This window comes from Pauljensenia sp. 20925_1_27, assembly GCF_041432835.1.
In the GTDB taxonomy this organism is placed as follows: domain Bacteria; phylum Actinomycetota; class Actinomycetes; order Actinomycetales; family Actinomycetaceae; genus Pauljensenia.
The window spans coordinates 18,942-43,372 of the sequence record NZ_JAPWAH010000009.1 but is presented as its reverse complement, the minus strand read 5'-3'; the positions used below and the strand labels follow the sequence as shown (position 1 = coordinate 43,372).

Below are 24,431 nucleotides of genomic sequence, written 5' to 3'. Positions count from 1 at the left end.
CGTGAGCGGGGATGAGCCCATCCGGTCAGCAATGGACGCCGTCGGCGGGTCGTTTTCCCCGCGTGAGCGGGGATGAGCCCTGGATCCAGTCGATGCGGTAGCGGTTCATGGGGTTTTCCCCGCGTGAGCGGGGATGAGCCTCTGACCTGTTGGACAATGTGCTCAACGCCGCCGTTTTCCCCGCGTGAGCGGGGATGAGCCGCCGGCGTCTTCGATCCCGGCGGCCAGCCTGTGGTTTTCCCCGCGTGAGCGGGGATGAGCCCAGATTAGGCAGCTCCTGCGTATCGCGTCCGACGTTTTCCCCGCGTGAGCGGGGATGAGCCCTCGACACCTGACGCACGTGCATACTCGGCAAGGTTTTCCCCGCGTGAGCGGGGATGAGCCTGGGCGTGCCGTGGCTCATGCCGGTTGTGCGCGGTTTTCCCCGCGTGAGCGGGGATGAGCCCTGCATGTCCCGGGCGCTACACGAATTCCCTTGGTTTTCCCCGCGTGAGCGGGGATGAGCCCATATTGCTGCGCGGTCGCGTTGACGCCCCACAGTTTTCCCCGCGTGAGCGGGGATGAGCCCGGTTATCCCTTCTGTGCTTTGGCGCGTTCCTGGTTTTCCCCGCGTGAGCGGGGATGAGCCCAGGCCGGCGACGACGTTGGGCTTTTCGACCAGGTTTTCCCCGCGTGAGCGGGGATGAGCCGGAGTAACAGACATGCAGTTCACCGGACGATCGGTTTTCCCCGCGTGAGCGGGGATGAGCCCGCCTCGACATTGATCGAGAGACCACGGAAGCCGTTTTCCCCGCGTGAGCGGGGATGAGCCCTGGGTCCAGTCAATTCGATAGCTCATGAGTTAGTTTTCCCCGCGTGAGCGGGGATGAGCCCGTCGAGGAGAACGCCGGTGAGGGCGCGAGCGTGTTTTCCCCGCGTGAGCGGGGATGAGCCCTCTCGACGACTGGCGCGTCGGAGTTGGCGAGGGTTTTCCCCGCGTGAGCGGGGATGAGCCGTTGTTAGCAGTGTCGCCCCAACGGAGGGAAAAGTTTTCCCCGCGTGAGCGGGGATGAGCCCGCGACGCGGACACCGAACCCGCCGCCGCCGAGGTTTTCCCCGCGTGAGCGGGGATGAGCCACGCGCATGTCTTGCCCACCGGGACACGGGCAAAGTTTTCCCCGCGTGAGCGGGGATGAGCCCGCAATGCCCCCCTTCAAGCGCCCCGGCAGATAGTTTTCCCCGCGTGAGCGGGGATGAGCCCTCGCGCAGCGCACCCAGGCCATATAGGCGGAGGTTTTCCCCGCGTGAGCGGGGATGAGCCTGGGACGCCGGATGCGCCGAAATACGCGCCGTGGTTTTCCCCGCGTGAGCGGGGATGAGCCCTTTCAGTACCCTGATCGCTTTCTGACCCCTTAGTTTTCCCCGCGTGAGCGGGGATGAGCCCGCGGCGTGGACGTGACGCCCGCGCCGTCCTTGGTTTTCCCCGCGTGAGCGGGGATGAGCCCTGAACATGCCAGACATCGATGCAGTCGCTTACGTTTTCCCCGCGTGAGCGGGGATGAGCCCGTCTCCCAGCCCCTATTTCCATTCTTATTCACGTTTTCCCCGCGTGAGCGGGGATGAGCCCCAGTTTTCGCTTCCGTCGCCGGTTTCTGCCTTGTTTTCCCCGCGTGAGCGGGGATGAGCCCGCTCGGTCGGATCAAAGCGGGCAAGGTTGCCCGTTTTCCCCGCGTGAGCGGGGATGAGCCTCTCTCGAAAAACCCAATGAAAGCCTGGATTGCGTTTTCCCCGCGTGAGCGGGGATGAGCCCTTAACGCTCACGGGGTGCCTCCTTCCGAAGTCGTTTTCCCCGCGTGAGCGGGGATGAGCCCGCACCGTGCAATGGCGATCGCGCACCTGGAAAGTTTTCCCCGCGTGAGCGGGGATGAGCCCAGCTCCGCGCATGGTGGCAGGCACACCCGGAGGTTTTCCCCGCGTGAGCGGGGATGAGCCCTGGACGAACAGGTGGCGCTGGTGGGGCTACTCGTTTTCCCCGCGTGAGCGGGGATGAGCCGCTGTCCCGCGTTGTCGAAAATCGAGAAAGTGTGTTTTCCCCGCGTGAGCGGGGATGAGCCGGTCCCGCCCGAGGTGGGCGAGGACCTGTCCGCGTTTTCCCCGCGTGAGCGGGGATGAGCCTCGACGTGTATGACCACAGGCCGCGCGATAGGTGTTTTCCCCGCGTGAGCGGGGATGAGCCCGGGGAGGAGACCACGCCGCCCAGGAAGTTCGCGTTTTCCCCGCGTGAGCGGGGATGAGCCCGTCCCATACCGGGGACGCTCGGGCGCGGGCAGGTTTTCCCCGCGTGAGCGGGGATGAGCCGCCCGGCTCTTTCGTGCGCGAGACGGGCATCTGGTTTTCCCCGCGTGAGCGGGGATGAGCCGGCCCTGGGTCTTGTCGCCCTCGTGATCGCCGCGTTTTCCCCGCGTGAGCGGGGATGAGCCCCACCGCTCCGCTCGCATCGTCACACCCGTGGTGTTTTCCCCGCGTGAGCGGGGATGAGCCCATGCCCGTGGCTGGACGACTCGTAGTCCGTCAGTTTTCCCCGCGTGAGCGGGGATGAGCCCTCGCCGTCGAGGGAGCCATCTGTGTAGGCTTTGTTTTCCCCGCGTGAGCGGGGATGAGCCCGGGTGCCCGCTGGATGACGGGCTGGACGATGAGTTTTCCCCGCGTGAGCGGGGATGAGCCTCAAGGGCGGACAGTTCCGTCTTGGACCATGCTGTTTTCCCCGCGTGAGCGGGGATGAGCCGGACGGCGACGCGGTCGGATACGAGGTGACGATGTTTTCCCCGCGTGAGCGGGGATGAGCCCAGGTGGATGTCCACGGCGGTTTCCTCGGCGGCGTTTTCCCCGCGTGAGCGGGGATGAGCCGGTGGGCGGCTCATTCGATAATGAAGCGCAACAGTTTTCCCCGCGTGAGCGGGGATGAGCCCGGGATCAAGAACTTCGCCGATGGCTTCGACGGGTTTTCCCCGCGTGAGCGGGGATGAGCCCCGAACATTGCCGTTAACCTGGATACCATGGCAGTTTTCCCCGCGTGAGCGGGGATGAGCCCGCGGCTAAGGGCAGCGCGTACCGTCTCCGCTTGTTTTCCCCGCGTGAGCGGGGATGAGCCCCGCGCGGTACGTGTGCGGCACCTGCAGGTCGGGTTTTCCCCGCGTGAGCGGGGATGAGCCCATCAAGGCGGGCGCGCAGGCACTCTGGACGGCGTTTTCCCCGCGTGAGCGGGGATGAGCCCGAACGCGTAGGGGACACGCCGCCCGCCCGCCCGTTTTCCCCGCGTGAGCGGGGATGAGCCCTCCGGGGTGACCCCGAGCGCGGTCGTGCTGCCGTTTTCCCCGCGTGAGCGGGGATGAGCCCCGGACCCACGCGACAAGTCGTGCTCGCATGAAGTTTTCCCCGCGTGAGCGGGGATGAGCCGCCGATCGTTTCAGTGTGGTCGGTAAGCCGATCGTTTTCCCCGCGTGAGCGGGGATGAGCCCAGCTCGTTGACCGTGCGGGCGTCCGCCTTCTGGTTTTCCCCGCGTGAGCGGGGATGAGCCCGAAAATGGGGGCACCTCCCCCTCCCTCCCCCGGTTTTCCCCGCGTGAGCGGGGATGAGCCTCGCAGCTAGGTGTGTATCGAGTGACCTCCACTGTTTTCCCCGCGTGAGCGGGGATGAGCCCGGTGTATATTTCTAGTGTGGCCTTCCGCGTAAGTTTTCCCCGCGTGAGCGGGGATGAGCCGCACGCTCTCACGACTGACAGGACCCGGTGGGCGTTTTCCCCGCGTGAGCGGGGATGAGCCCCCGATCGGTCTGATTGTGGTCGCTATTGGCGCGTTTTCCCCGCGTGAGCGGGGATGAGCCGGTCCTCGGGGGTGAGACGGTCGCGCAGATCGTGTTTTCCCCGCGTGAGCGGGGATGAGCCGGCCTCGCTCCTGGAGTCCAAGCTGGAACTCCTGTTTTCCCCGCGTGAGCGGGGATGAGCCCTGCTTGGAGAGATTGACAATGTTCTCGTCCTGGTTTTCCCCGCGTGAGCGGGGATGAGCCCTGTGAGCGTTAGCAGTGTTCACTGTCTGCCCGGTTTTCCCCGCGTGAGCGGGGATGAGCCTACCCCCCTGAATCGATTGCTACAAAGCATAATGTTTTCCCCGCGTGAGCGGGGATGAGCCCGGGAAGCCGTCTACGTCGCGCTAGATATGCTAGTTTTCCCCGCGTGAGCGGGGATGAGCCCTCTTTATGGATAATCTCGGCGGCGCGCATCTGGTTTTCCCCGCGTGAGCGGGGATGAGCCCGCTGATCGGAGGTGTCGCCCGCGCCGTCCTTGGTTTTCCCCGCGTGAGCGGGGATGAGCCCCACAAAGTCATCGGTCAGGGCTATGACAGCTCGTTTTCCCCGCGTGAGCGGGGATGAGCCCCTGGTCCTCAAGCCGGCCCGCGATCTGCTCTCGTTTTCCCCGCGTGAGCGGGGATGAGCCCCAGCCTGTATGACCGACACTCACGAATTCATCGTTTTCCCCGCGTGAGCGGGGATGAGCCCGTAGAGCGTGCCAGCCTTGTAGACGCCTGCCAGTTTTCCCCGCGTGAGCGGGGATGAGCCCCGCTGGTCGATCTTCCCCGCGATAGCCTCCAGGTTTTCCCCGCGTGAGCGGGGATGAGCCCCACCATACTCAACCGTGGCAAGCATCAAGTTAGTTTTCCCCGCGTGAGCGGGGATGAGCCCCAGCCAGGCTCAGGCGGGGCAACAGGCTTGGGGTTTTCCCCGCGTGAGCGGGGATGAGCCCGCCCGTCCCGAGAGGCGCGCACCTGGTGGTAGGTTTTCCCCGCGTGAGCGGGGATGAGCCCATCGCGGACAGATCGACCGCCGATGCTTTCCCGTTTTCCCCGCGTGAGCGGGGATGAGCCCCCGCATATCCTGACCGACTTCCGAAATCTCTCGTTTTCCCCGCGTGAGCGGGGATGAGCCCCCGCCGCCGCCAAGGTTCGTGAACGACTTGACGTTTTCCCCGCGTGAGCGGGGATGAGCCCTTGGGGTCCTGCTCCTGGGAGGCCGCGTAAGGGTTTTCCCCGCGTGAGCGGGGATGAGCCTTCGTCGTATCCAAGGGGCGGGTGGACGAGCTGGTTTTCCCCGCGTGAGCGGGGATGAGCCCATCAATCAGCGCGAGGGAGGCCAGGCATGACCGTTTTCCCCGCGTGAGCGGGGATGAGCCCGCCGGTCGGCTGCCCGGTTCCGTCGAACCACTGTTTTCCCCGCGTGAGCGGGGATGAGCCTGGCCTGACGGCTGGACTGACAGCGGCGATCCCGTTTTCCCCGCGTGAGCGGGGATGAGCCTCCAGTCCTGTTCAACATTGCTGTAGGTCATAGAGTTTTCCCCGCGTGAGCGGGGATGAGCCGTCGAGCGACTCCACACCGACGCGGCTATCCGCGTTTTCCCCGCGTGAGCGGGGATGAGCCCCCCCTGCACACGGCGGTGAAGTGCAGCACTGGGTTTTCCCCGCGTGAGCGGGGATGAGCCCGAGTCCCCGGCCCCCTCCCCGGCGAAGCCGAAGTTTTCCCCGCGTGAGCGGGGATGAGCCCGTCGCTAAGGGCGTGCCCCTGCCCAAGGACGCGTTTTCCCCGCGTGAGCGGGGATGAGCCCGGGAAGTTGGCGCGCCAGTTGAAGCCGCCGTCGTTTTCCCCGCGTGAGCGGGGATGAGCCCCGATCGTGATCAAGGCGGCGGCGAACTGCACCGTTTTCCCCGCGTGAGCGGGGATGAGCCCTCATCAATGCCTAACCACCACCACACGCCGCGGTTTTCCCCGCGTGAGCGGGGATGAGCCCGTCCGTGCCGAGGCGTCGCGACTCGGCTATAAGTTTTCCCCGCGTGAGCGGGGATGAGCCCGCAGCCAGGCCGCCCGCAAGGCAGCCGCCACAGTTTTCCCCGCGTGAGCGGGGATGAGCCCCATCTACCACCTGGCCGCCGCCGCATCCGTCAGTTTTCCCCGCGTGAGCGGGGATGAGCCCACCCCTGGGGGTGTTCTGTACCCGGGGGGCCTGTTTTCCCCGCGTGAGCGGGGATGAGCCCGCGTTTTGGGGCATGAGTCACCTCAGACGACCGTTTTCCCCGCGTGAGCGGGGATGAGCCTGTCTCGCTTCTTGGAGATCTCTTCGCGAGCGAGTTTTCCCCGCGTGAGCGGGGATGAGCCGTGGTCCAGACCGTTGACGGGGAGGGGAACCTGGTTTTCCCCGCGTGAGCGGGGATGAGCCCAGGATCGAGGTCGACATGCCGGCCTCTGCGCGGTTTTCCCCGCGTGAGCGGGGATGAGCCGCCACCGCGACGATCAAGGCCAGCGGCGGCACGGTTTTCCCCGCGTGAGCGGGGATGAGCCCAGGACACGGGCCGGGAGCAGGTCGGGCAGGCAGTTTTCCCCGCGTGAGCGGGGATGAGCCCAGGACACGGGCCGGGAGCAGGTCGGGCAGGCAGTTTTCCCCGCGTGAGCGGGGATGAGCCCAAACTCGTTGGATCTGCACATGCGACCGTTTTGTTTTCCCCGCGTGAGCGGGGATGAGCCCCCGGAATGATTTCGGTCTCGGTGTCGAACGGCGTTTTCCCCGCGTGAGCGGGGATGAGCCTCGCCGTGTACGGCGGTCGGCGTAGGCGCAAACGTTTTCCCCGCGTGAGCGGGGATGAGCCCCAGGACCTCGCCCATCTCGCCGTCCAGGGGCGGTTTTCCCCGCGTGAGCGGGGATGAGCCCCGGCCACGGCTGGCGCGGCATGGCGAACATGGGTTTTCCCCGCGTGAGCGGGGATGAGCCGGTCGCCGTGTGGGTCGTGGTGACCGCTATCGCGTTTTCCCCGCGTGAGCGGGGATGAGCCGCAAGGCACGCGCGATCCCTTGCGCGCCGTCGTGTTTTCCCCGCGTGAGCGGGGATGAGCCCTTCGGCCTGACGGTTCCCCTCCGGTGGGACCCGTTTTCCCCGCGTGAGCGGGGATGAGCCCGGCACATATGAGTATTGGCTGAAGACGTGGGGGTTTTCCCCGCGTGAGCGGGGATGAGCCCGTCCTTGTCACTGGTCTCGGGCGAGAGCTCGTGTTTTCCCCGCGTGAGCGGGGATGAGCCGCCGATCGTCCGCACATTGTTCCCGGCACAGTGGTTTTCCCCGCGTGAGCGGGGATGAGCCCTGCTGGAGGGCGGGCACGGCTACGTCTCGCGCGTTTTCCCCGCGTGAGCGGGGATGAGCCCATGGCAGTCAATAGCGCAGTGACCGACACCAAGTTTTCCCCGCGTGAGCGGGGATGAGCCCCGGGTACAAGCAGGATCGCGGATTGGTGCCGAGTTTTCCCCGCGTGAGCGGGGATGAGCCCGCGACCGACATACATGCTCTGACAAAAGCGACGTTTTCCCCGCGTGAGCGGGGATGAGCCCTCACACGCGACGACCTCCACTGGCTGCGCGGAGTTTTCCCCGCGTGAGCGGGGATGAGCCCTTGTCAAGCAAGCGGAGTCACGTGCCAACGCCGTTTTCCCCGCGTGAGCGGGGATGAGCCCGTTTCCTTGGTGCCGCCCGCGACGGCGTTGACGTTTTCCCCGCGTGAGCGGGGATGAGCCTGCGCCGTAATCCACTCACCCCAGTCGGCTTGCGTTTTCCCCGCGTGAGCGGGGATGAGCCCACCTGCGCAACGACAGCGCAGGGCCACAAACAGTTTTCCCCGCGTGAGCGGGGATGAGCCCCACACGGCGATGACGCCGCCTGCGCCCGCGAGGTTTTCCCCGCGTGAGCGGGGATGAGCCCGACCCCCAGGCAGTCCCCGCCCCCATCTTCCTGTTTTCCCCGCGTGAGCGGGGATGAGCCCCTCACCGCCAAGTGCACGCGCCAATCACTCGAGTTTTCCCCGCGTGAGCGGGGATGAGCCCACCAATGCGATGGGTCCCCTCGCCAACGATTCGTTTTCCCCGCGTGAGCGGGGATGAGCCCATGAAGCACGCGACGATGGTCGCGCCGTAGCAGTTTTCCCCGCGTGAGCGGGGATGAGCCCGCGGCGGATGTCCCCGCGATGTCAACTTCACTGTTTTCCCCGCGTGAGCGGGGATGAGCCGAATCCGCGCCCGGAAACACCCAGCCGGGCCCGGTTTTCCCCGCGTGAGCGGGGATGAGCCTCGGACGCGGCGGTTGTTCGGTCGCTCTTGCGCGTTTTCCCCGCGTGAGCGGGGATGAGCCCCACACCCATGAAGTCCGTCAGGGCGGGCTTGAGTTTTCCCCGCGTGAGCGGGGATGAGCCCTCGCGCTCGGCTACACCTACACCCCCGAAAGGAGTTTTCCCCGCGTGAGCGGGGATGAGCCCGTCTCGCTCTTGTTGTAGGCGACGACGAAGGCGTTTTCCCCGCGTGAGCGGGGATGAGCCCAGGTCTCCGGTGTAGTTGGGCAGATTGTAGGTGTTTTCCCCGCGTGAGCGGGGATGAGCCCGGCTCGAGGATCGTCGCGCCCGGCCTCACCACGTTTTCCCCGCGTGAGCGGGGATGAGCCCGCGCCGCCGGGCGGTTCCATGCCGACCTGGGCGTTTTCCCCGCGTGAGCGGGGATGAGCCCGCGGCTACGACGCCGCAGGCGTCCCCGCCCCAGTTTTCCCCGCGTGAGCGGGGATGAGCCCGCGGCTACGACGCCGCAGGCGTCCCCGCCCCAGTTTTCCCCGCGTGAGCGGGGATGAGCCCAGCGCGCCGGTCACGTGCTGGTCATCGCCGACGTTTTCCCCGCGTGAGCGGGGATGAGCCGTTCTGGAGGCCCGGCCACAGCGTGCCGGAGATGTTTTCCCCGCGTGAGCGGGGATGAGCCCCTACAGCAGTGGGATGTAATCGGCATGGAGTGGGTTTTCCCCGCGTGAGCGGGGATGAGCCCCACCCTTCACCGCGTTCCAGATGCCGCCGGACGTTTTCCCCGCGTGAGCGGGGATGAGCCCGAGTCCGGGCTCTCCGGCGGCGCGGGCCTCGTGTTTTCCCCGCGTGAGCGGGGATGAGCCCCTTATCCACAGAGTCGGACATGCCAAGGCCCAGTTTTCCCCGCGTGAGCGGGGATGAGCCCTCGTTCATGGCCCCGAGGCCATAGAGTCGGAGGTTTTCCCCGCGTGAGCGGGGATGAGCCCTATCGCCGATACTGAGAAGCCTTCGACGTGGGGTTTTCCCCGCGTGAGCGGGGATGAGCCCTATCGCCGATACTGAGAAGCCTTCGACGTGGGGTTTTCCCCGCGTGAGCGGGGATGAGCCCGGACTTCACCGTGCCTGACCTGCGAGGCCGTTGTTTTCCCCGCGTGAGCGGGGATGAGCCCTGTAATAACATCTTATTTACGTAGTTATTTACGTTTTCCCCGCGTGAGCGGGGATGAGCCCCCGAACTACTATCCCGGTTTGCCCCCGATCCGGTTTTCCCCGCGTGAGCGGGGATGAGCCCCCGGCGGCCTCAAGCTGTGCAATCGCGGCCCTGTTTTCCCCGCGTGAGCGGGGATGAGCCCGACTGCACACCGGGGACGAGCGTCCCCGTCACGTTTTCCCCGCGTGAGCGGGGATGAGCCCGGACGCCCGCTTAACGATGGGCTGGACGATGAGTTTTCCCCGCGTGAGCGGGGATGAGCCCGGACGCCCGCTTAACGATGGGCTGGACGATGAGTTTTCCCCGCGTGAGCGGGGATGAGCCCGCGTGCGCTCCTGAACGCAGCGGTCGCCGACGGTTTTCCCCGCGTGAGCGGGGATGAGCCTCCGCGCGATCCTCTCTCGACGGTCAACCGGGGGTTTTCCCCGCGTGAGCGGGGATGAGCCGGGCTCGTCGACAACGATCTCGACCGTGCTCTGGTTTTCCCCGCGTGAGCGGGGATGAGCCCATCCCAAAGTTCACACCATAGAACGGCTTAGGGTTTTCCCCGCGTGAGCGGGGATGAGCCCACGGTCGAGGACACGCCGCGTCGCGGCGGAGCGTTTTCCCCGCGTGAGCGGGGATGAGCCCTCGCGTGTGTTCGTGCGCCATTCCCGCCACATGTTTTCCCCGCGTGAGCGGGGATGAGCCCGCCTCCTCACCCTCGCCGAGGTGGTATCCCCAGTTTTCCCCGCGTGAGCGGGGATGAGCCTCGGGCGTGTTGAATACCTGGCAGATGATCCGCGTTTTCCCCGCGTGAGCGGGGATGAGCCTCCGCGAGCGCGTCGCAGATCACGGCCTCACGCGTTTTCCCCGCGTGAGCGGGGATGAGCCCTCCGAGCCCCTCAGCTGGGCACCGCTGATCCAGTTTTCCCCGCGTGAGCGGGGATGAGCCCGATGGCGAGCGCGACCCCCGGGAAAAACAGCCGTTTTCCCCGCGTGAGCGGGGATGAGCCCCAGCCTTGCCAAGCACCTGGACGCCCTCACGGGTTTTCCCCGCGTGAGCGGGGATGAGCCTTTGACAGATGAACGTGCAAGATCCGCTGGCTGGTTTTCCCCGCGTGAGCGGGGATGAGCCCACTGATCGGGTCGCGCGGCCAGGTCTTGTCAAGTTTTCCCCGCGTGAGCGGGGATGAGCCTTCCTGGTATTCGTTCTTGGTCAGACCGACCGAGTTTTCCCCGCGTGAGCGGGGATGAGTCCATCGCGGGCCCGACGCCTTCCGCGAGCGCCACGTTTTCCCCGCGTGAGCGGGGATGAGCCGGTCGGGGCATCCTCTCGGTCGGTGTCCGATGTGTTTTCCCCGCGTGAGCGGGGATGAGCCCGTCTCCAATACTGGGCCGTCACCTTCGACGGAGTTTTCCCCGCGTGAGCGGGGATGAGCCCCGGGCTTCGATCTCGATACCTTCGGTGGTCTCGTTTTCCCCGCGTGAGCGGGGATGAGCCGCGCTGCGACGCAGCAGCCACGAGAAGCTGCTTGTTTTCCCTGCGTGAGCGGGGATGAGCCCCTGATGGACTTTGCCGGGTGCGAATCGGACTAGTTTTCCCTGCGTGAGCGGGGATGAGCCGGTGACGACGTCCTTGTCAGAGGTTTCGGGCGCGTTTTCCCCGCGTGAGCGGGGATGAGCCAGACCGTTTCTGGTACCGGGTCTATGCGTCGCCGTTTTCCTCGCGTGAGTGGGGATGAGCCCGACGAGGAGCGGGTGAGCGTGGCGCTCTTGTAGTTTTCCCCGCGTGAGCGGGGATGAGCCGCGATGGCGCGGCGAACGCCCCTGGCAACTCGAGTTTTCCCCGCGTGAGCGGTGATGAGCTCCACGCTCGACCTAGCCCCTAACACCCTGACGTTTTCCCCGCGTGAGCGGGGATGAGCCGGGGTGCCAGCGCGACGAGCGGCACCGCAAGGGGTTTCCCCGCGTGAGCGGGGATGAGCCGTTCCTTCTTAAAACGTCGGATGCCCCGGCGTAGTTTTCCTCGCGTGAGCGGGGATGAGCCCGAGAGACAGATCGTCGCGGACCTTGCGGAACAGTTTTCCCCGCTTGAGCGGGGATGAGCCCCCACCTGTGCGAGCCTCCCCGTCGTCGATCACGTTTTCCCCGTGTGAGCGGGGATGAAGCTGCTACGGCGCGACCATTGCCGCGTGCTTCATGGTTTTCCCCGTGTGAGCGGGGATGAAGCCCTACAGGAAGCCGCATAACGGCTACCATATAAAATAAAGCGTCCAAGTTTCGGAGCGCAGTTCAATACGAGGCCGGGGCGTGGCGTGTCCGATGCGTGCCCTCACGCGGAGGGCAGGTCGGTCAGGCCTGGCGTCGGCGAGCCGCCACCGCCAGCGCACCCAGCAGGCCCAGCATGCCGGCACCTGCGAGGATGCCCGCCATGTCGGCGCCCGTGCGAGCCAGCTGCTTCGGCTTGGGAGTTGGAGGCGCGGGAGTCGAAGGCGTCGCTGCGGCCAGGGGAGTGGCCGAGCTCGGTGTCGAAGGAGTCGACGGAGTCGGTGTGGCCGATGGTGTTGGTTCAGCCGAAGGAGTCGACGTGACTGGCGGGGTAAGCATAGGGGTTTGCACTACACGAAGCTTTCTGGCGACGTGTTATCGGCGCGTCGGACCTCCGTGTCGTGCAATTCCCCCGATTGGTAGTGGCGAGGTCGCGCCATAGGGCTGCGGGTGGAGGGGGCTCGTGGTCTCCAGAAATTTCGCATGCAATTCCCGTGAGGGTATTTCAGGGTTTGAAATCTGATTGTTGATATTCTGCGTTTTTTGGGGTTGGGCTGATTCGTGCCGTGGGGGGAATTGCATGCGAAATTTGTCGGGCGCGACCTCGCTGTCGCCTGGGGTCCTTCCTGACGTTACTCGCAGGCGACCCCGTCGTTGTCACGGTCAAGCTTCGGGTTGTAGCCGGGGTCTCCGCGGTAGAGGGGGGCTGCACCTGCTTCGCGGGCCTGCTTGCAGCTTGAGAAGTGGACGCGCGCCGGCGTCGGCTCAGGCGCGGGGGCTGGAGCAGCTGGCTCTTCCGCAGGCTCTGCGGTCGGCTCCTCCGGGGCTGGCTCAGGCTCTTCGGTAGTTGGCTCAGGTTCTTCGGTAGTTGGCTCGGGGTCTGGACTCGGCTCGTCCGAGGCGTCGGATGGAGAATTGGTCGGCGTAGGCACCAGTGACGCAATCTCGCTCTTAGTGACTGTTAGGGTAATTGTCTGTGTCGTTGGGATATCACTGCCCTGCGCGTCCTGCTCGGTCACCTTGTAGCCGTCCTCGTAGTGCGACTCAGTGATCGACATTCCGTGGTCGTCGACGACTGCGAGTTCCTTGTAGCCGCTGTTCTCCAGACGCTCGACCGCCTTCGGGAGAGCGTCGCCGACTACGTTCGGCACATATGGATCACAGGCGCTCAGCGCGCCCATCAGTACAAATGTGCCAACGAGCATAGCGGTGAGACGCTTCCATAGCGACATTGGTACCCCTCCTATTGGGCGAGAAAATATGCGCGACAACACGCATCGTTAGTCGGTATCCTATAGGAGTCGTGGGATTGGCGGGTAATTGTGGGTGTGAGTGTTATTGACCTGCGCGCCCGAGGGGCTTTGCACCTGAGGGCTGTGATTCGCATTTGCGGCAGCCTTGTCGCGCGCACAACAAAAGCCCCGAAGCTTACGCTTCGGGGACTTGCTGGTGGCTCCGACCGGCGTCGATCCGGTGACCTTTCGATTTTCAGTCGAACGCTCTACCAACTGAGCTACAGAGCCAAGACCTGAACCAAAAGGTCTGGTCGGCGACCCCGACGGGACTTGAACCCGCGACCTCCGCCGTGACAGGGCGGCGCGCTAACCAACTGCGCTACGGGGCCTTACAACAGGTAAGACCTATTGAATTATTCCAGTCACGATAGCGACCGGTGGTACCCCCAACGGGATTCGAACCCGTGTCGCCGCCGTGAAAGGGCGGTGTCCTAGGCCGCTAGACGATGGGGGCCTGCTTGGCCGTCGAACTGGCGTCCGAAGACGGGAGATAGTTTAGGCAGAACGCGCTCGGCACGTCAAAACAAAACGGAGTGACAGCTGACACATTACTGGAAAACGTTGCAATTGTGCGGAATTCACAGGATTTCATCAGCTAGGCGACCTACCCTTGATGTATGACTATGACACCAGCACTCGGTGCCCTCGCCCAGGCCTCGGACGCCCTCACGCGGGCGATTGCAGACCCTCAATCCGGGGCGGAGGCCGCCGTCGTCACGACCATTGACTTCACCCTCCTGATTCTCGGCCCAATCGTCGGCGCCTTTGTGGGTGTCGTCATCTCGGTCGTCATGTCCGCGCTCTTGCGTAAGGCTTTCGCGAAGGCCGCCACGGCCTCGTCGATCCTGGCGCGCGTGCGCCGCCCGGGCCACTTCACCTTCGCGGCGTGGGGAGCGTGGGCGGGGCTCGGCATCGCGCTGGTCAACCCGAATCTGTCCGACTGGAACGGCACGTCGATCACGACGTTCCTCATGCACGTGCTCCTCATCGTTGCCCTCGCGTGCCTGACGTGGATGGCCTACGCCGCCGCCTGGGTGTTCGAGGACGCCGCCAAAGCCCGCCAGGATTCTGACCAGGGTCGTTCGCGCCGTTTCGAGACGCAGGCGCAAGTGCTGCGCCGCTTCACCCAAGGGATCGTCGTCGTCGTCGGCGTGGTCGCCATCATCGGCACGTTCGAGGTCGCCCGCCAGGCTATGACGACCGTGCTGGCCTCCGCCGGCGTCCTCTCGGTCATAGCCGGTCTCGCCGCCCAGCAGACCCTCGGTAACGTGTTCGCCGGCCTGCAGCTGGCCTTCACCGACGCGATCCGCGTGGGTGACGTCGTCGTCGCCGGTGACAAGCATGAGACGGGTTCCGTCGAGGAGATCACGCTTTCCTACGTGGTCGTGCGCATCTGGGATGAGCGCCGACTCATCATTCCGTGCCGCTACTTCACGCAGACGCCCTTCGAGAACTGGACGCGTCGCGCCGCCGCCCAGCTCGGCACCGTTGAGCTCAAGCTCGACTGGTCCGCGCCCATGACCCTCATCCGCACGAAGGTCGAGCAGCTCCTGACTTCCACGGACCTGTGGGATGGGCGCACGTGGGGTGTGCAGATCACCGACTCCGACGAGTACACGGTGACCGTGCGCGTCCTGGTCTCCGCGAAGAACTCCGGACACCTGTCCGACCTGCGCGCGTACCTGCGCGAGCAGCTCATCTCGTGGATCGTCACGGAAGAGCCGTGGGCGCGCCCCGCTCAGCGCATCGAGCCACTTGAGACCGTGACCGTTGAAAAAGATATGAGCCGTGAACGCATCGCGCGCCTGGCCGCCGAGCTCGCCGGGATCTCCGGCACGAACGAGGCCGTGGCCGCCACGGGCGTGTCGAGCGCCCACCCCGTCGCAGGGGAGCGCACGCCTGCCGGTAGTGCGACGGGAGGCGCCGCGTACGCCCCTGGCACCATGCCTGCGGGCGTTTCACCCAAGGATCCCGCCCACGCCGCGCGCATGGTCGCCGCCCGCCGTAAGGCCAAGCGTGCCCGCCGCCGCGCGATGGCGGACCGCCAGCGCGAACTCGCCGAGGGCGGACCCGCCGCTTCGCACGACGAGACCCAGGTGATCTCCAAGGCCGCGCTGCGCAAGATCATCGAGGCCGCCGGCAACGCGAACCCGCAGCTCACACAGACCCTCACCGCGACCTCCATCGGGCGAGGAGAACGCTTCTTCTCCGGATCCGCCGACGCCGATGAACGCGCCGCCGCCCTCGAGGGCCCCGGCGAAGAGGCCTACGCCGAGCGCGAGGCCGAGGCTCGTCGCGCCCAGGAGCGCCGCGAAGGCCACAAGAACCGCAGCTCGGACACCCTGGATCCCGAGGCGACCCTCGCCCTGGCCGCCGTCGGCGTTGAGCCGGTCGTTCCCGAGAATGAAGAGGTCCAGCCGGGTCAGGACGCCGCGGACGCTGCCGGTGACGCCGCCGCTTCGGGCGATGCTCAGGGCACTGCCGCGACCGCCGCGTCTGTCGCATCCGTCGCGAACAGCGTCACGCCCGGAGAGATCACCGAGGCCAATGCCGCCGCCGAAAAGGCCGGTGTCCCCGCGCTCGCCGACTCCGAGGCTGGCGAGGCCCCTGCCGGATCCGAGGCTGGGGCTTCCGAGGCTGGTGTGCCCGAGGCCGGTGAGCCCGCGAGTGAATCCGAAGCCACCTCCGAGGAGCCTGCGGTTGACGATGTCTCCGCGGAGAGCGCCGCGACCGATGGCACGGCCGCGAACGAGTCCGCTGCCGATGCTGGTGCATCCGAGGCTGACAGCTCCGACGCTGGCGCATCCGACGACTCCGGCGACTCGCGCGCCGCAGACGCCCAGACCGCCGCGGCACAGGAAGCCGCCGCCCCCGCCGACGCTCCCGAGCGCGAGGACGCGCCCGCCCCCGATGCGCCCGAGGAAACGGGCGGTGAGGAGGAGGCCCAGGCCTCGTCGGACGGCGAGATTTCCCCGGACGAGCAGGAAACCACGCCGATCCCCGCGCGTGAAACATCCGTGAAACATCCCGTGCAGGTGCCACCGCCCGTGCGCACCGGCCGACCCGTCATGACCGACACGGTCCAGGCGGTCGCGCCCGCTCTCGTGCCGCCGCCGGAGCCGACACCCGCTGAGATGGCCGCGTCGCTCGCCGACGAGGAAACCCCCGACGAGCCGACCGTCCACCCCGGCTGGTACGCGGTCGCCGAAGAGGCGCGCCTCGACGCGGAAACCCGCCCCACGCCCACGGTGAAGCCCGCGCGCGTGTCCATCATGGACTTCTTCCCCTCAGTCGCCCCCACGGGCGCCGAGGCCGACGTCCTGCGCGCCGTCACCGGCCAGATCCCGGTCGTCGAACGCCTCGAGCAGGAGTCCGACGAGGGCGAGTCCGCCGCGACGGACGACGAGACCGCGACGGATGAGGAGTCCACGACCCCCGATATCGCGAACCCGGAACCGTCGGAGCGCGAGGAGTCAGTGGCTGAGCCCGCTGCCCAGGCGGAGGGTGAGGAGAGCGCGGAAGAGCCGGGCGACGCGGAAAGCGCCGAGGAATCAGACGCCGACGAGGCGGCTGATGACGACGACGCGTCGACGGATGATACCGAGGCGGATGAGGCTGAGACTTCCGACACCCCTGAGTCTGACGACGTCGAGGCAACCACCGTCATGGATCCCGTGGAGGCTGCCGAGGTCGGCGCGCTCGACTCCGATGCCACGCAGGTTCTGCCCGCGGTCGATGAGCCCGTGGACGAGACCCTCGTGATGCCGACGGCGGCCGTCGCCGAGCCGACTTCTGAGGCCGCGCAGGCTTCTGAGACCGAGGACGCCGCAGCGGAAGAGGAAGCCCCGGCGAAGAAGGGGGCGGCCAAGAAGGCTGCCTCCAAGGCTGGCGCGAAGAAGGCTCCCGCGAAAAAGGCTGCCACGAAGAAGGCAGTGACCGCGAAAAAGGGCGCCAAAAAGTCCTCCACGGCGGCCAAGAAAACCGTGAGCAGCGACAACACCGCCGCCGGTGAGGAAACCGACGCAACCCCCGCCAAGGCCGCGAAGGCTCCCGCCAAGAAGGCTCCTGCGAAGAAGACCGCCGCCAAGAAGGGTGCCGCCAAGAAAGCAGCTCCCAAGAAGGCGGCCGCGAAGAAGGCCTCAGGCGCTGGGCCCGCCACCGATGAGTGATGGGGACAGGTGAACGGGCCACGGCCTCGTGACTGAGGTCGGCGCGAGGAAAGCGGACCGCCCGCGCCCACGCACATATGCGCACGGGTGCGGGCGGTCCGCGACAAGAGAGGCATGACTGCTCCCGACCCCGCTGCCCGCGGCGATTTTTTCGCAAACGCGAGTCCGCAGCGGTGAGCGTGGACTGAGCCCCCGCCTCGTCGATGGAGTCGCGCGAGGAAAGCGTTCGCACGCGTGCGAGGGCGCGGGCCGCGCGGGACAATAGACGTATGAACGCTACCCATCCCGCTGCCCGTACCGACGCCGAGTGGAAGAAGCTCCTGAGCCCCATGCGCTACCACGTGCTGCGCGAGGCGGGCACCGAGCGCCCCTTCACCGGTGAGCTCCTCGACGAGGCCCGTGTCGGCACGTACTCGTGCGCGGCCTGCGGATCCGCTCTCTTCGACTCCGACGCGAAGTTCGACTCCTCCTGCGGGTGGCCCTCGTTCTTTCAGGCCCACGACGGCGCGACCGTCGAGAGCGTCGACACCAGCCACGGCATGATCCGCACCGAAGTGCGCTGCGCGACGTGTGGCTCACACCTCGGCCACGTATTCCCCGATGCGCCCGACCAGCCCACCGGCATGCGCTACTGCATGAACTCGGCGGCCCTCACCTTCGCACCCGCCCAGTGAACGCGCCCGACGAACGCCCCGCCCAGTGAAAGCACCCGACCAGCGCCCGGTCACCGACCGCATCCCGCCCCAGCTCTACATCGTCGGCTCCGGCCTCATCCAGTACGTGGGCGCGGCGCTCGCGGTCATCGCCTTCGCATCCGTCGAACCCGCCTCCGTCGCCTGGTGGCGAGTCCTGACCGGCGCGGTCGTCCTCCTGGCCTGGAAGCGTCCGTGGCGCGGCGGCCTCACGCGCTCCGACCTGGCGATTTCCGCGCTCTTCGGCATCATCATCCTGACGATGAACTCCTCGTTCTACGAGTCCATCGCGCGCATTCCCCTGGGGACCGCCGTGTCCATCGAGTTCATCGGCCCGGTCGCCGTCGCCGTTCTCCGAGGCCGTGGCTGGCGGCCGCGCATCGCCGCCGTCCTCGCGTTCGCGGGGGTGGCGTGCATCGGCGGTCTCGCCCTTGACCTGAGCGTGCCGAGCGTGCGCGTCGGCGTCGCCTGGATCCTCCTCGCGGCCCTCGCCTGGTCGGCCTACATCGTCGTCGGGCAGAAGGCGTCAACCACGCGCGACGGGGTGACGAACCTGGCGCTCGGCTGTGCGTGGGGTACCCTGTTTTTCGCGCCCTTCCTGGGGCCGGGGGCGATGGCGGCCACGGCCTCGTGGAAGCTGATCGCCATCGTCGTCGGTGTGGGCCTGCTGTCCACGGCGATTCCCTACACGTTCGAGGCGCTGGCGATGCGGCGCCTGGCGGCGTCGACCTTCGCGCTGTTTGCCGCGATCCTGCCGGCCACATCCGCCCTGGTCGGGGCCGTCATGCTGCGCCAGATCCCCGGCGTCTTCGAGCTGATCGGCCTGGTGCTGGTGTCGGTCGCGGTGTGGCTGGCCTCGCGCGAGTAAGGGCCGAGTGGTGGGCGTTTTGCGGGTCGGGCAGCGCCATCCCAACTGATAGTCGTGGCCGAGCCATGAAAGATGGTGCCTTCCGCTGAATTCGTCGCGATGAGGTGCCCGATCCGGATAGGTTGTGACGATCCGGATAGGTTGTGACGATCTGGATAGGTTATTAACCTATCCGGATGCGCGTTACCTATCCGGATGTGCGCGATGTATCTGTATCCAGGGCGCGGTGATCCTGTGTCCCGCGCGCTGACGCCTCGTCAGTCGAGGCTGAGCTGGCGGGGCGTGTGCTTGCCGCCTCGAGCGATCACCCAGAACGCGAACCACGCACCGGCCGAGCCGACGATCATGACGAGCACCATCGGCACGGCGCTGTCGCCGCCCGAGGTTGCCAGGGGAGCGGCGATGCCGTTCGCGATCGACTGGAACACGCCCATGACGGACGAGGCCGTGCCCGCGTGCTCGCGCGCCTCGCTCATGGCCTGCGCGCCCGAATTGCCGAAGATAAACGCGTTCGCCGTCATGACCAGCGCGAAGCCCACGCACGTGAGGATCAGCGGCAGGTTGAGGAAGAACGTCGAGATCGCCAGCGTCACCACGCCGGTTGCAGCGATCGTGAGGCCCGTGATGATGAGCGTGCGCGGCGTGAAGTGCGAGATCAGGCGCACGTTGACCAGCGCGAAACCGGTCGACAGCAGCGCGTTAAACGCGAACACCCACGCGAAAGCCATGGGGGACAGGCCCAGCGGGCCCTGCAGCACGTAGGTTGCGTTCGAGATGTAGCCGAACATACAGAAGCTCGAGAAGGCGTTGGTCAGCATGAAGCCCACGAACGGGCGGATGCGCACGACCTGGACGAGGCCGGAGAAGAACCGGGGGATGCCACCGGGGTGGCGGCGATCCTCGGGCAGGGACTCGGGCACGACGAACCACGCGAGGGCCGCCATGAGTAGCGTGAAGGCGGCGAGCGCCCAGAAGACGACCCTCCACGTCGCGTGCGTGATGATGAACGCGCCGAGGACCGGGGCGAGCATCGGCGCGAAGCCAACGATCGCCTGGATGAGGCTCATCGCGCGAGCCAGCGTCTTGCCGTGCGCGACGTCGACGAGGATCGCGCGCGCCACCGAGGAGGCGACGCCGCCGCCGAGGCCCTGGAAGACTCGGCCCACGAGGAACACCCAGATGCCCGGCGTGAACACGCAGATCACGGAGCCGACGAGGGCAATGATGCCGCCCGCGATGATGGGGTGGCGGCGCCCGATCTGGTCCGAGATTGCGCCGCCCAAGACCTGACCGGTCGCGAAGCCCACGAAGAAGGTCGTGAGCGTGAACCCGAGCATCGTCGAGTTCGTCGCCAGGTCCACCGTGATCTGCGGGAAGGCGGCCGAGTACATGTCGGTCGCCATCGGGGGCACGGCGTTCTGCACGGCCAGGGTGATCAGCAGGGCAACTGTGAGCGCCCCGCCGACGACTCCGCCGCGGTCCCGGGTGTCGTTAGTCGTCATGGTGCGATTGTGTACCCTTTGGGACGCTAAATAGATGAATCGGTCGATTATTTGATGCATCTCGCACGTCTGAGCCTCCCCACCTGCATGGATGTGATGCCGATGAGGTCGTTCAGTTGGCGGTCAACCGGGTCTGCGCGGTGCTCACTCCCCGTCTGTGCTCGCCTCCAGTGCATCCGCCGCGGCCTCAATCTGTTCGCGCGTCGGGCACGAGGCCGGTCCGACGGCCGTTGTGGACAGCGCGCCCGCGCAGTTGGCGAGGAGAAGGGCCCTCTCCACGGGAATCCCCCGCGCGAGGGAGGCTGCCAGGACTCCGGAGTGTGCGTCGCCCGCGCCGTTCGTGTCGATCGCCTCGACGAGAGGTGTCGGGATGTGGGTTGTGCCTTCGTCGAGAGTGTCCGGAGCTGCTTCGGGAGGCCAGGCGACGTATGCACCCTCGGCTCCCGCGCGCACGAGAACGGGACGATCCAGCACAGTGAGCATCGCTCGCGCCGCTTCACGAGGCCGGCGGCACCGGTCACGAGCGCTCGCTTCGCCTCTCTGGTGAGCGATCTCCTGAGCCTCCCTGTGGTTCATCGACACGATGACGCCGTCGGAGGGCAGCCCCTCCGGGATACCAATCACGGGGGAGACGTCCAGGACGACGCGCACGCCCGCGGGCAGGACGCGCAGCGCAGCCTCCGCGGCCTCCCTGTTCGCCGGGTGGTCCATGAGGTAGCCGTCGATGTAGAGCACGTCACCCGGGTGCATCATGCGCACGAAGTCAGCCCACGCGCTCGCGGGTGCCATCGTCTCGGCACCCTTGGTGGAGATGAACGTGCGCTCGCCCGTGCGGTCCGTGAACGCGATGCAGAAACCGTTGTCAGTGCCTGTGACGCGAGGACCGAGGTCCGTGATCCCTTCGCGCTCAAGCGCCGCTTGGATGAGCGAGGAGTAGGGACCGTCTCCGATTGGGCTGAGGGAGACGGCCTCGGCCCCCATGCGCCGCGCCGCCACGAGGGCGTTGAAGCCTCCGCCCACGTGCATTCCCTCGTCGATGGCCCACACGTCTCCACCGGGCGAGGGCAGAGCCTCGCCACGAACGGCGAGGTCCACGAGGATCTGGCCCATGAGGACGACGCGGCCGACGGGGTTGTTGCCGTCGGTGGAGCCGTGACGGCTAGGGGGAGGCGGTTCTGTGGTCGGCACCCGATGGGCGGTGTCAAAGAGCGGAATCATGCTGTATTCTCCCTAGTTGGACGCCGTGCCACTGGCGGAGTCGTCGTCCCTCGTTTTCTCAGAGACACATTCCCGCTGCTCAAAGAGCCGCTCGGCCAGGGGTGCCAGAGCCGGGCGGGACACCTTCTCGATTGTGGTGAGGTTGTGCGATGAGAAGTGTGTGACCCCCCATGCCGCACCGACGATGGATCCTGCAATCGCTGAGATAATGCTGGATTCTCCGCCGAGAGAGACGGACAAGAAAGCGGAAAAGCCGTCCGAGTAGTGTGCGACGAGGCCGAAGGCAGCAGGAACCGACTGAGCTGGATCGGCCGAGGTGCCTATCTGATCGCGCAGGCGCTCGAGGGCATCGCTCCGGTAGTTGGTGACGATGTCGATCGCCGCTCGGGCCGCGGCCAGCACATCCGGTCCGGGAGCCGAAGCACCCCGTGCGGGGAGCGCCGACACGTAGGTGATAGCTTCGTCCAGGACATCGCGCATCCCCCTGACCCACAACGCCTTGTGGTCGATGCTCAAGGAGACCGCTGCGGCGACCAGAGCGGCCGCGTGGAACTCCTGCCTGCTGAGGCCGTCGTTTCCACAGACCTGCCACACGGCATCGACGAAGGCTTGTGGATCTGCTGTCGAGTTTGCGATGCCAACCGGGATAGCCCGAAGCGGGTAGCAAGACCCTGCCAGCAGATCCTCGTCCTTAGCCCCGGCCTCGTTCGTGGAGGGGGCGTCGTCCAGCAGGTGAGAGGCCGCCGCCAGAACTTCGCGCGTGACTTCCGTGAGCGTCCCGGCGGGCGCGCCCGGCATCGTGGGGTGCGAGGCATCGGCGTCGATCAGTATCCATTGCGTCTTGTAGTGTCTCTCGATCTGTGTGGGGGACATGCCTTGGACGGGCAGCGCAACCGCGTCACCCGTGGCGACACCGGCCAACGCCCCGTAGGCCCGGCCGCGTCGTTGCCACGATGCGTTTGCGCGGTCCGCGAGGGTATCCGCCGCGGCCTCGACCGCGGCTCGCGTGGGGCACGAGGCGGGGCCAGGCATCGTCGAGGCCAAGGCCCCCGCGCAGTTCGCAAGGAGGATGCTCCGCTCGATGGTGCACCCCAGAACGAATCCGGCTGCCAGGACGCCGGTCGACACGTCCAGCGTCCCGACGGGATCGGTGGAAATAACCGTCGGGGCAGGGAAGAAAATGACCTCGTCCTCCCTCTGTGACTTCGGTCGTGCGAGAAACGACTCGTGCGTCTGTGTCATGACCAGTGCCTGTCGCTTAAACAGCGACAGGACGTACGACGCAGCGTGGTTGGGATTTCTTGTGGAATCGTGGGAAGATCGGTCGCACACGATTTGTAGGCAGAGACGTTCCGCCGCCCCATGGCCCAGAACCATGAGAACGTTGCCGTTGGGAAGGCAACGCGGACCAATGTGCCCTCCCGACACGTCGAGGATGACGCGCACGTGATGGGGGAGGTTGGCCAGCGCGTGCTCGGCCGCCGCTAGAACAGAGGGGTTGTCTTCGATGCTCGCATCGACGTACAGCACGTCGGAGGGACCCAAGGTGCGGATAGCCTCGTCCCACGCGTCTTCGAGCATCCCCGTGATGGCCGCTTTCTTGGTCCCGTCAAAACGCGTCGTGAGGACGGATAGGAAGCCGTTGTCGTATCCCGCGATGCGAGGACCAGCGTCGACGATCCCTTCGCGAGCCAATGCCTCGGTGATGACCGAGGCACGCGAGCCCTTACCGATCGGGCTGAGGGAGACGACCTCGACACCCATTGCGCGGGCAGCGCACATCGCTGTGAAGGGCAGCGAGAGATAGACGCCCTCGCGGGTGGTCCACTCGTTCCCGGCGGGAATGGTGTCTTTCTGGGAGTTTCGGTTGTATCGAAGCGTCAGCTCGGTCATGAAGACGACGCGGCCAGCAGGGGAGGTGGGCGACGAGGCGGTGGCCGGCTCCTCCGGAGACGTGTCGGCATCGGGATCGGCAGCTGGCGAAGCACTCGTGGGAGACTCCTCCTGGCGCCCGACGAGCACCTGATCGCGCAGCTCCAGGAGATCCCTGGCGACGCTGGACAGGCCGAGGTGGGAGACCTCCTCGATCATCGAGAGGCTGTCTGCGGGGAGAACCTCGACACCGAGGACGGCGCCCAGGATGGCACCCGCGATCGCGCCGATCGTGTCGGTGTCGCCGCCCAGGTTGGCGGCGTCCAACAGGGCCTGCGGCGAAGGATCACGCGCGAGCAGCGCGAAGGCCATGGGGATCGCCTGCGCCGAGGCCACGGACGTGCCCACCTGCTCGACGAGGCATTCCAGGGAGGACGAGGCAGGGTTGGCGGCCAGCTGCATCGCCCGGCGCGTCGCCGCGACGACGTCTGGGTCGGGGGTCCACGCGCCGCGCTCGGGGAGGGAATCGACGTAGGTGACGGCCTTCCACAGCAAGCCCCTCAGATTCGGGGTCGTCAAGCGCGCCGCGTCAATGCCCATGGACACGGCCGCCGCCACGAGCGCCGCCGACTGGAAACCCTGGCGCGTCGCGTGCGTGACCTGGCAGGACGACCAGACGGCATCCGCAAAGGCCTCGGGATCGACCGTCGGCATGGCGATTCCGATCGGGGTGACGCGCATCGCCGCGCCATTCGTGGTGCCCTCGCCGCCCACGGTTAGCGGGTCCTCGCCCGCGCGCACGCGCTCAAGCGCCGCCTTCGTGGAGGGACCCAGCAGGTCGAGCGACCCGCGCCGAATCATCGAATCCTCCCAGGCCAGCAGGGCGTGGGAGAACTCGACCGCACCCAGGGCCACGCGTCCCGAGGAGGATCCCCGGCCTCGTACCAGGAGGGACGCAATCAGCAGTGCCTGCTCCGTGTCATCGGTGACGGACCCGGCCGGCATCCCCGGCGCGTAGGGCTGCGAGGCGTCACCGTCCACGAGTCCCGTGATACGCCCGTACACCGCGCGAATCTGCTCCGGCGACATCGCCTGCGTCGGCATGCCCAGCGCGTCGCCGAGCGCCAGGCCAGCCAGGGCGCCGTACGCGCGAGCAAAACGAGGATCCATGCTGCACCTCCAGCGCGGGCGCGCGCCCGCAGATAGCGTGAACGCCCCGGAACATTCCG

General features: G+C 66.8%; 6 protein-coding genes, 3 tRNA genes, 1 pseudogene and 1 CRISPR repeat array (1 of these 11 only partly in view). Of the genes and pseudogenes, 3 read left to right on the top strand and 7 right to left on the bottom strand.

The features are described 5' to 3' along the window. A CRISPR array of direct repeats spans nt 1-11,549; the repeat unit is 29 nt; unit sequence GTTTTCCCCGCGTGAGCGGGGATGAGCCC; it reaches 925 nt to the left of the window's first position. 121 nt (nt 11,550-11,670) lie between these two features. The 5 genes from O3684_RS06470 to O3684_RS06450 form a co-directional block, all read right to left on the bottom strand. Further along, complete coding sequence (locus O3684_RS06470; protein WP_500065761.1) at nt 11,671-11,925, bottom strand: LPXTG cell wall anchor domain-containing protein; 255 nt, start codon at nt 11,923-11,925, stop codon at nt 11,671-11,673. 293 nt (nt 11,926-12,218) lie between these two features. After that, on the bottom strand, nt 12,219-12,818 hold the full coding sequence (locus O3684_RS06465) for an excalibur calcium-binding domain-containing protein (protein ID WP_500065759.1): 600 nt from the start codon (nt 12,816-12,818) through the stop codon (nt 12,219-12,221). A gap of 215 nt (nt 12,819-13,033) precedes the next feature. Further along, nucleotides 13,034-13,109, bottom strand: a tRNA-Phe gene (locus O3684_RS06460). A gap of 27 nt (nt 13,110-13,136) precedes the next feature. Next, nucleotides 13,137-13,210: transfer RNA gene (locus O3684_RS06455), tRNA-Asp, on the bottom strand. A gap of 49 nt (nt 13,211-13,259) precedes the next feature. Then, nucleotides 13,260-13,335, bottom strand: a tRNA-Glu gene (locus tag O3684_RS06450). Between the two features lie 163 nt (nt 13,336-13,498). Between O3684_RS06450 and O3684_RS06445 the strand changes: the two genes are divergently transcribed. The 3 genes from O3684_RS06445 to O3684_RS06435 all read left to right on the top strand — a co-directional run bounded on the left by O3684_RS06445 (nt 13,499) and on the right by O3684_RS06435 (nt 18,610). Then, nucleotides 13,499-17,050: a mechanosensitive ion channel family protein gene (locus tag O3684_RS06445; protein WP_500065756.1), complete on the top strand. Its 3,552-nt coding sequence runs from the start codon at nt 13,499-13,501 to the stop codon at nt 17,048-17,050. 269 nt (nt 17,051-17,319) lie between these two features. Beyond that, nucleotides 17,320-17,724 (top strand): peptide-methionine (R)-S-oxide reductase MsrB, encoded by a 405-nt coding sequence (gene msrB / locus O3684_RS06440; RefSeq protein ID WP_500065754.1) that lies wholly within the window; start codon nt 17,320-17,322, stop codon nt 17,722-17,724. A 25-nt stretch (nt 17,725-17,749) separates the two neighbouring features. After that, the gene (locus tag O3684_RS06435) at nt 17,750-18,610 is read left to right on the top strand and encodes an EamA family transporter (RefSeq protein ID WP_500065752.1); all 861 of its coding nucleotides are present in this window, start codon (nt 17,750-17,752) and stop codon (nt 18,608-18,610) included. Between the two features lie 257 nt (nt 18,611-18,867). Here O3684_RS06435 and O3684_RS06430 read toward each other — a convergent pair whose 3' ends face one another. Continuing rightward, complete coding sequence (locus tag O3684_RS06430; protein WP_500065750.1) at nt 18,868-20,112, bottom strand: multidrug effflux MFS transporter; 1,245 nt, start codon at nt 20,110-20,112, stop codon at nt 18,868-18,870. A 144-nt stretch (nt 20,113-20,256) separates the two neighbouring features. Beyond that, nucleotides 20,257-24,372: pseudogene (locus O3684_RS06425) on the bottom strand (PfkB family carbohydrate kinase). Nucleotides 24,373-24,431 lie beyond the last annotated feature (59 nt).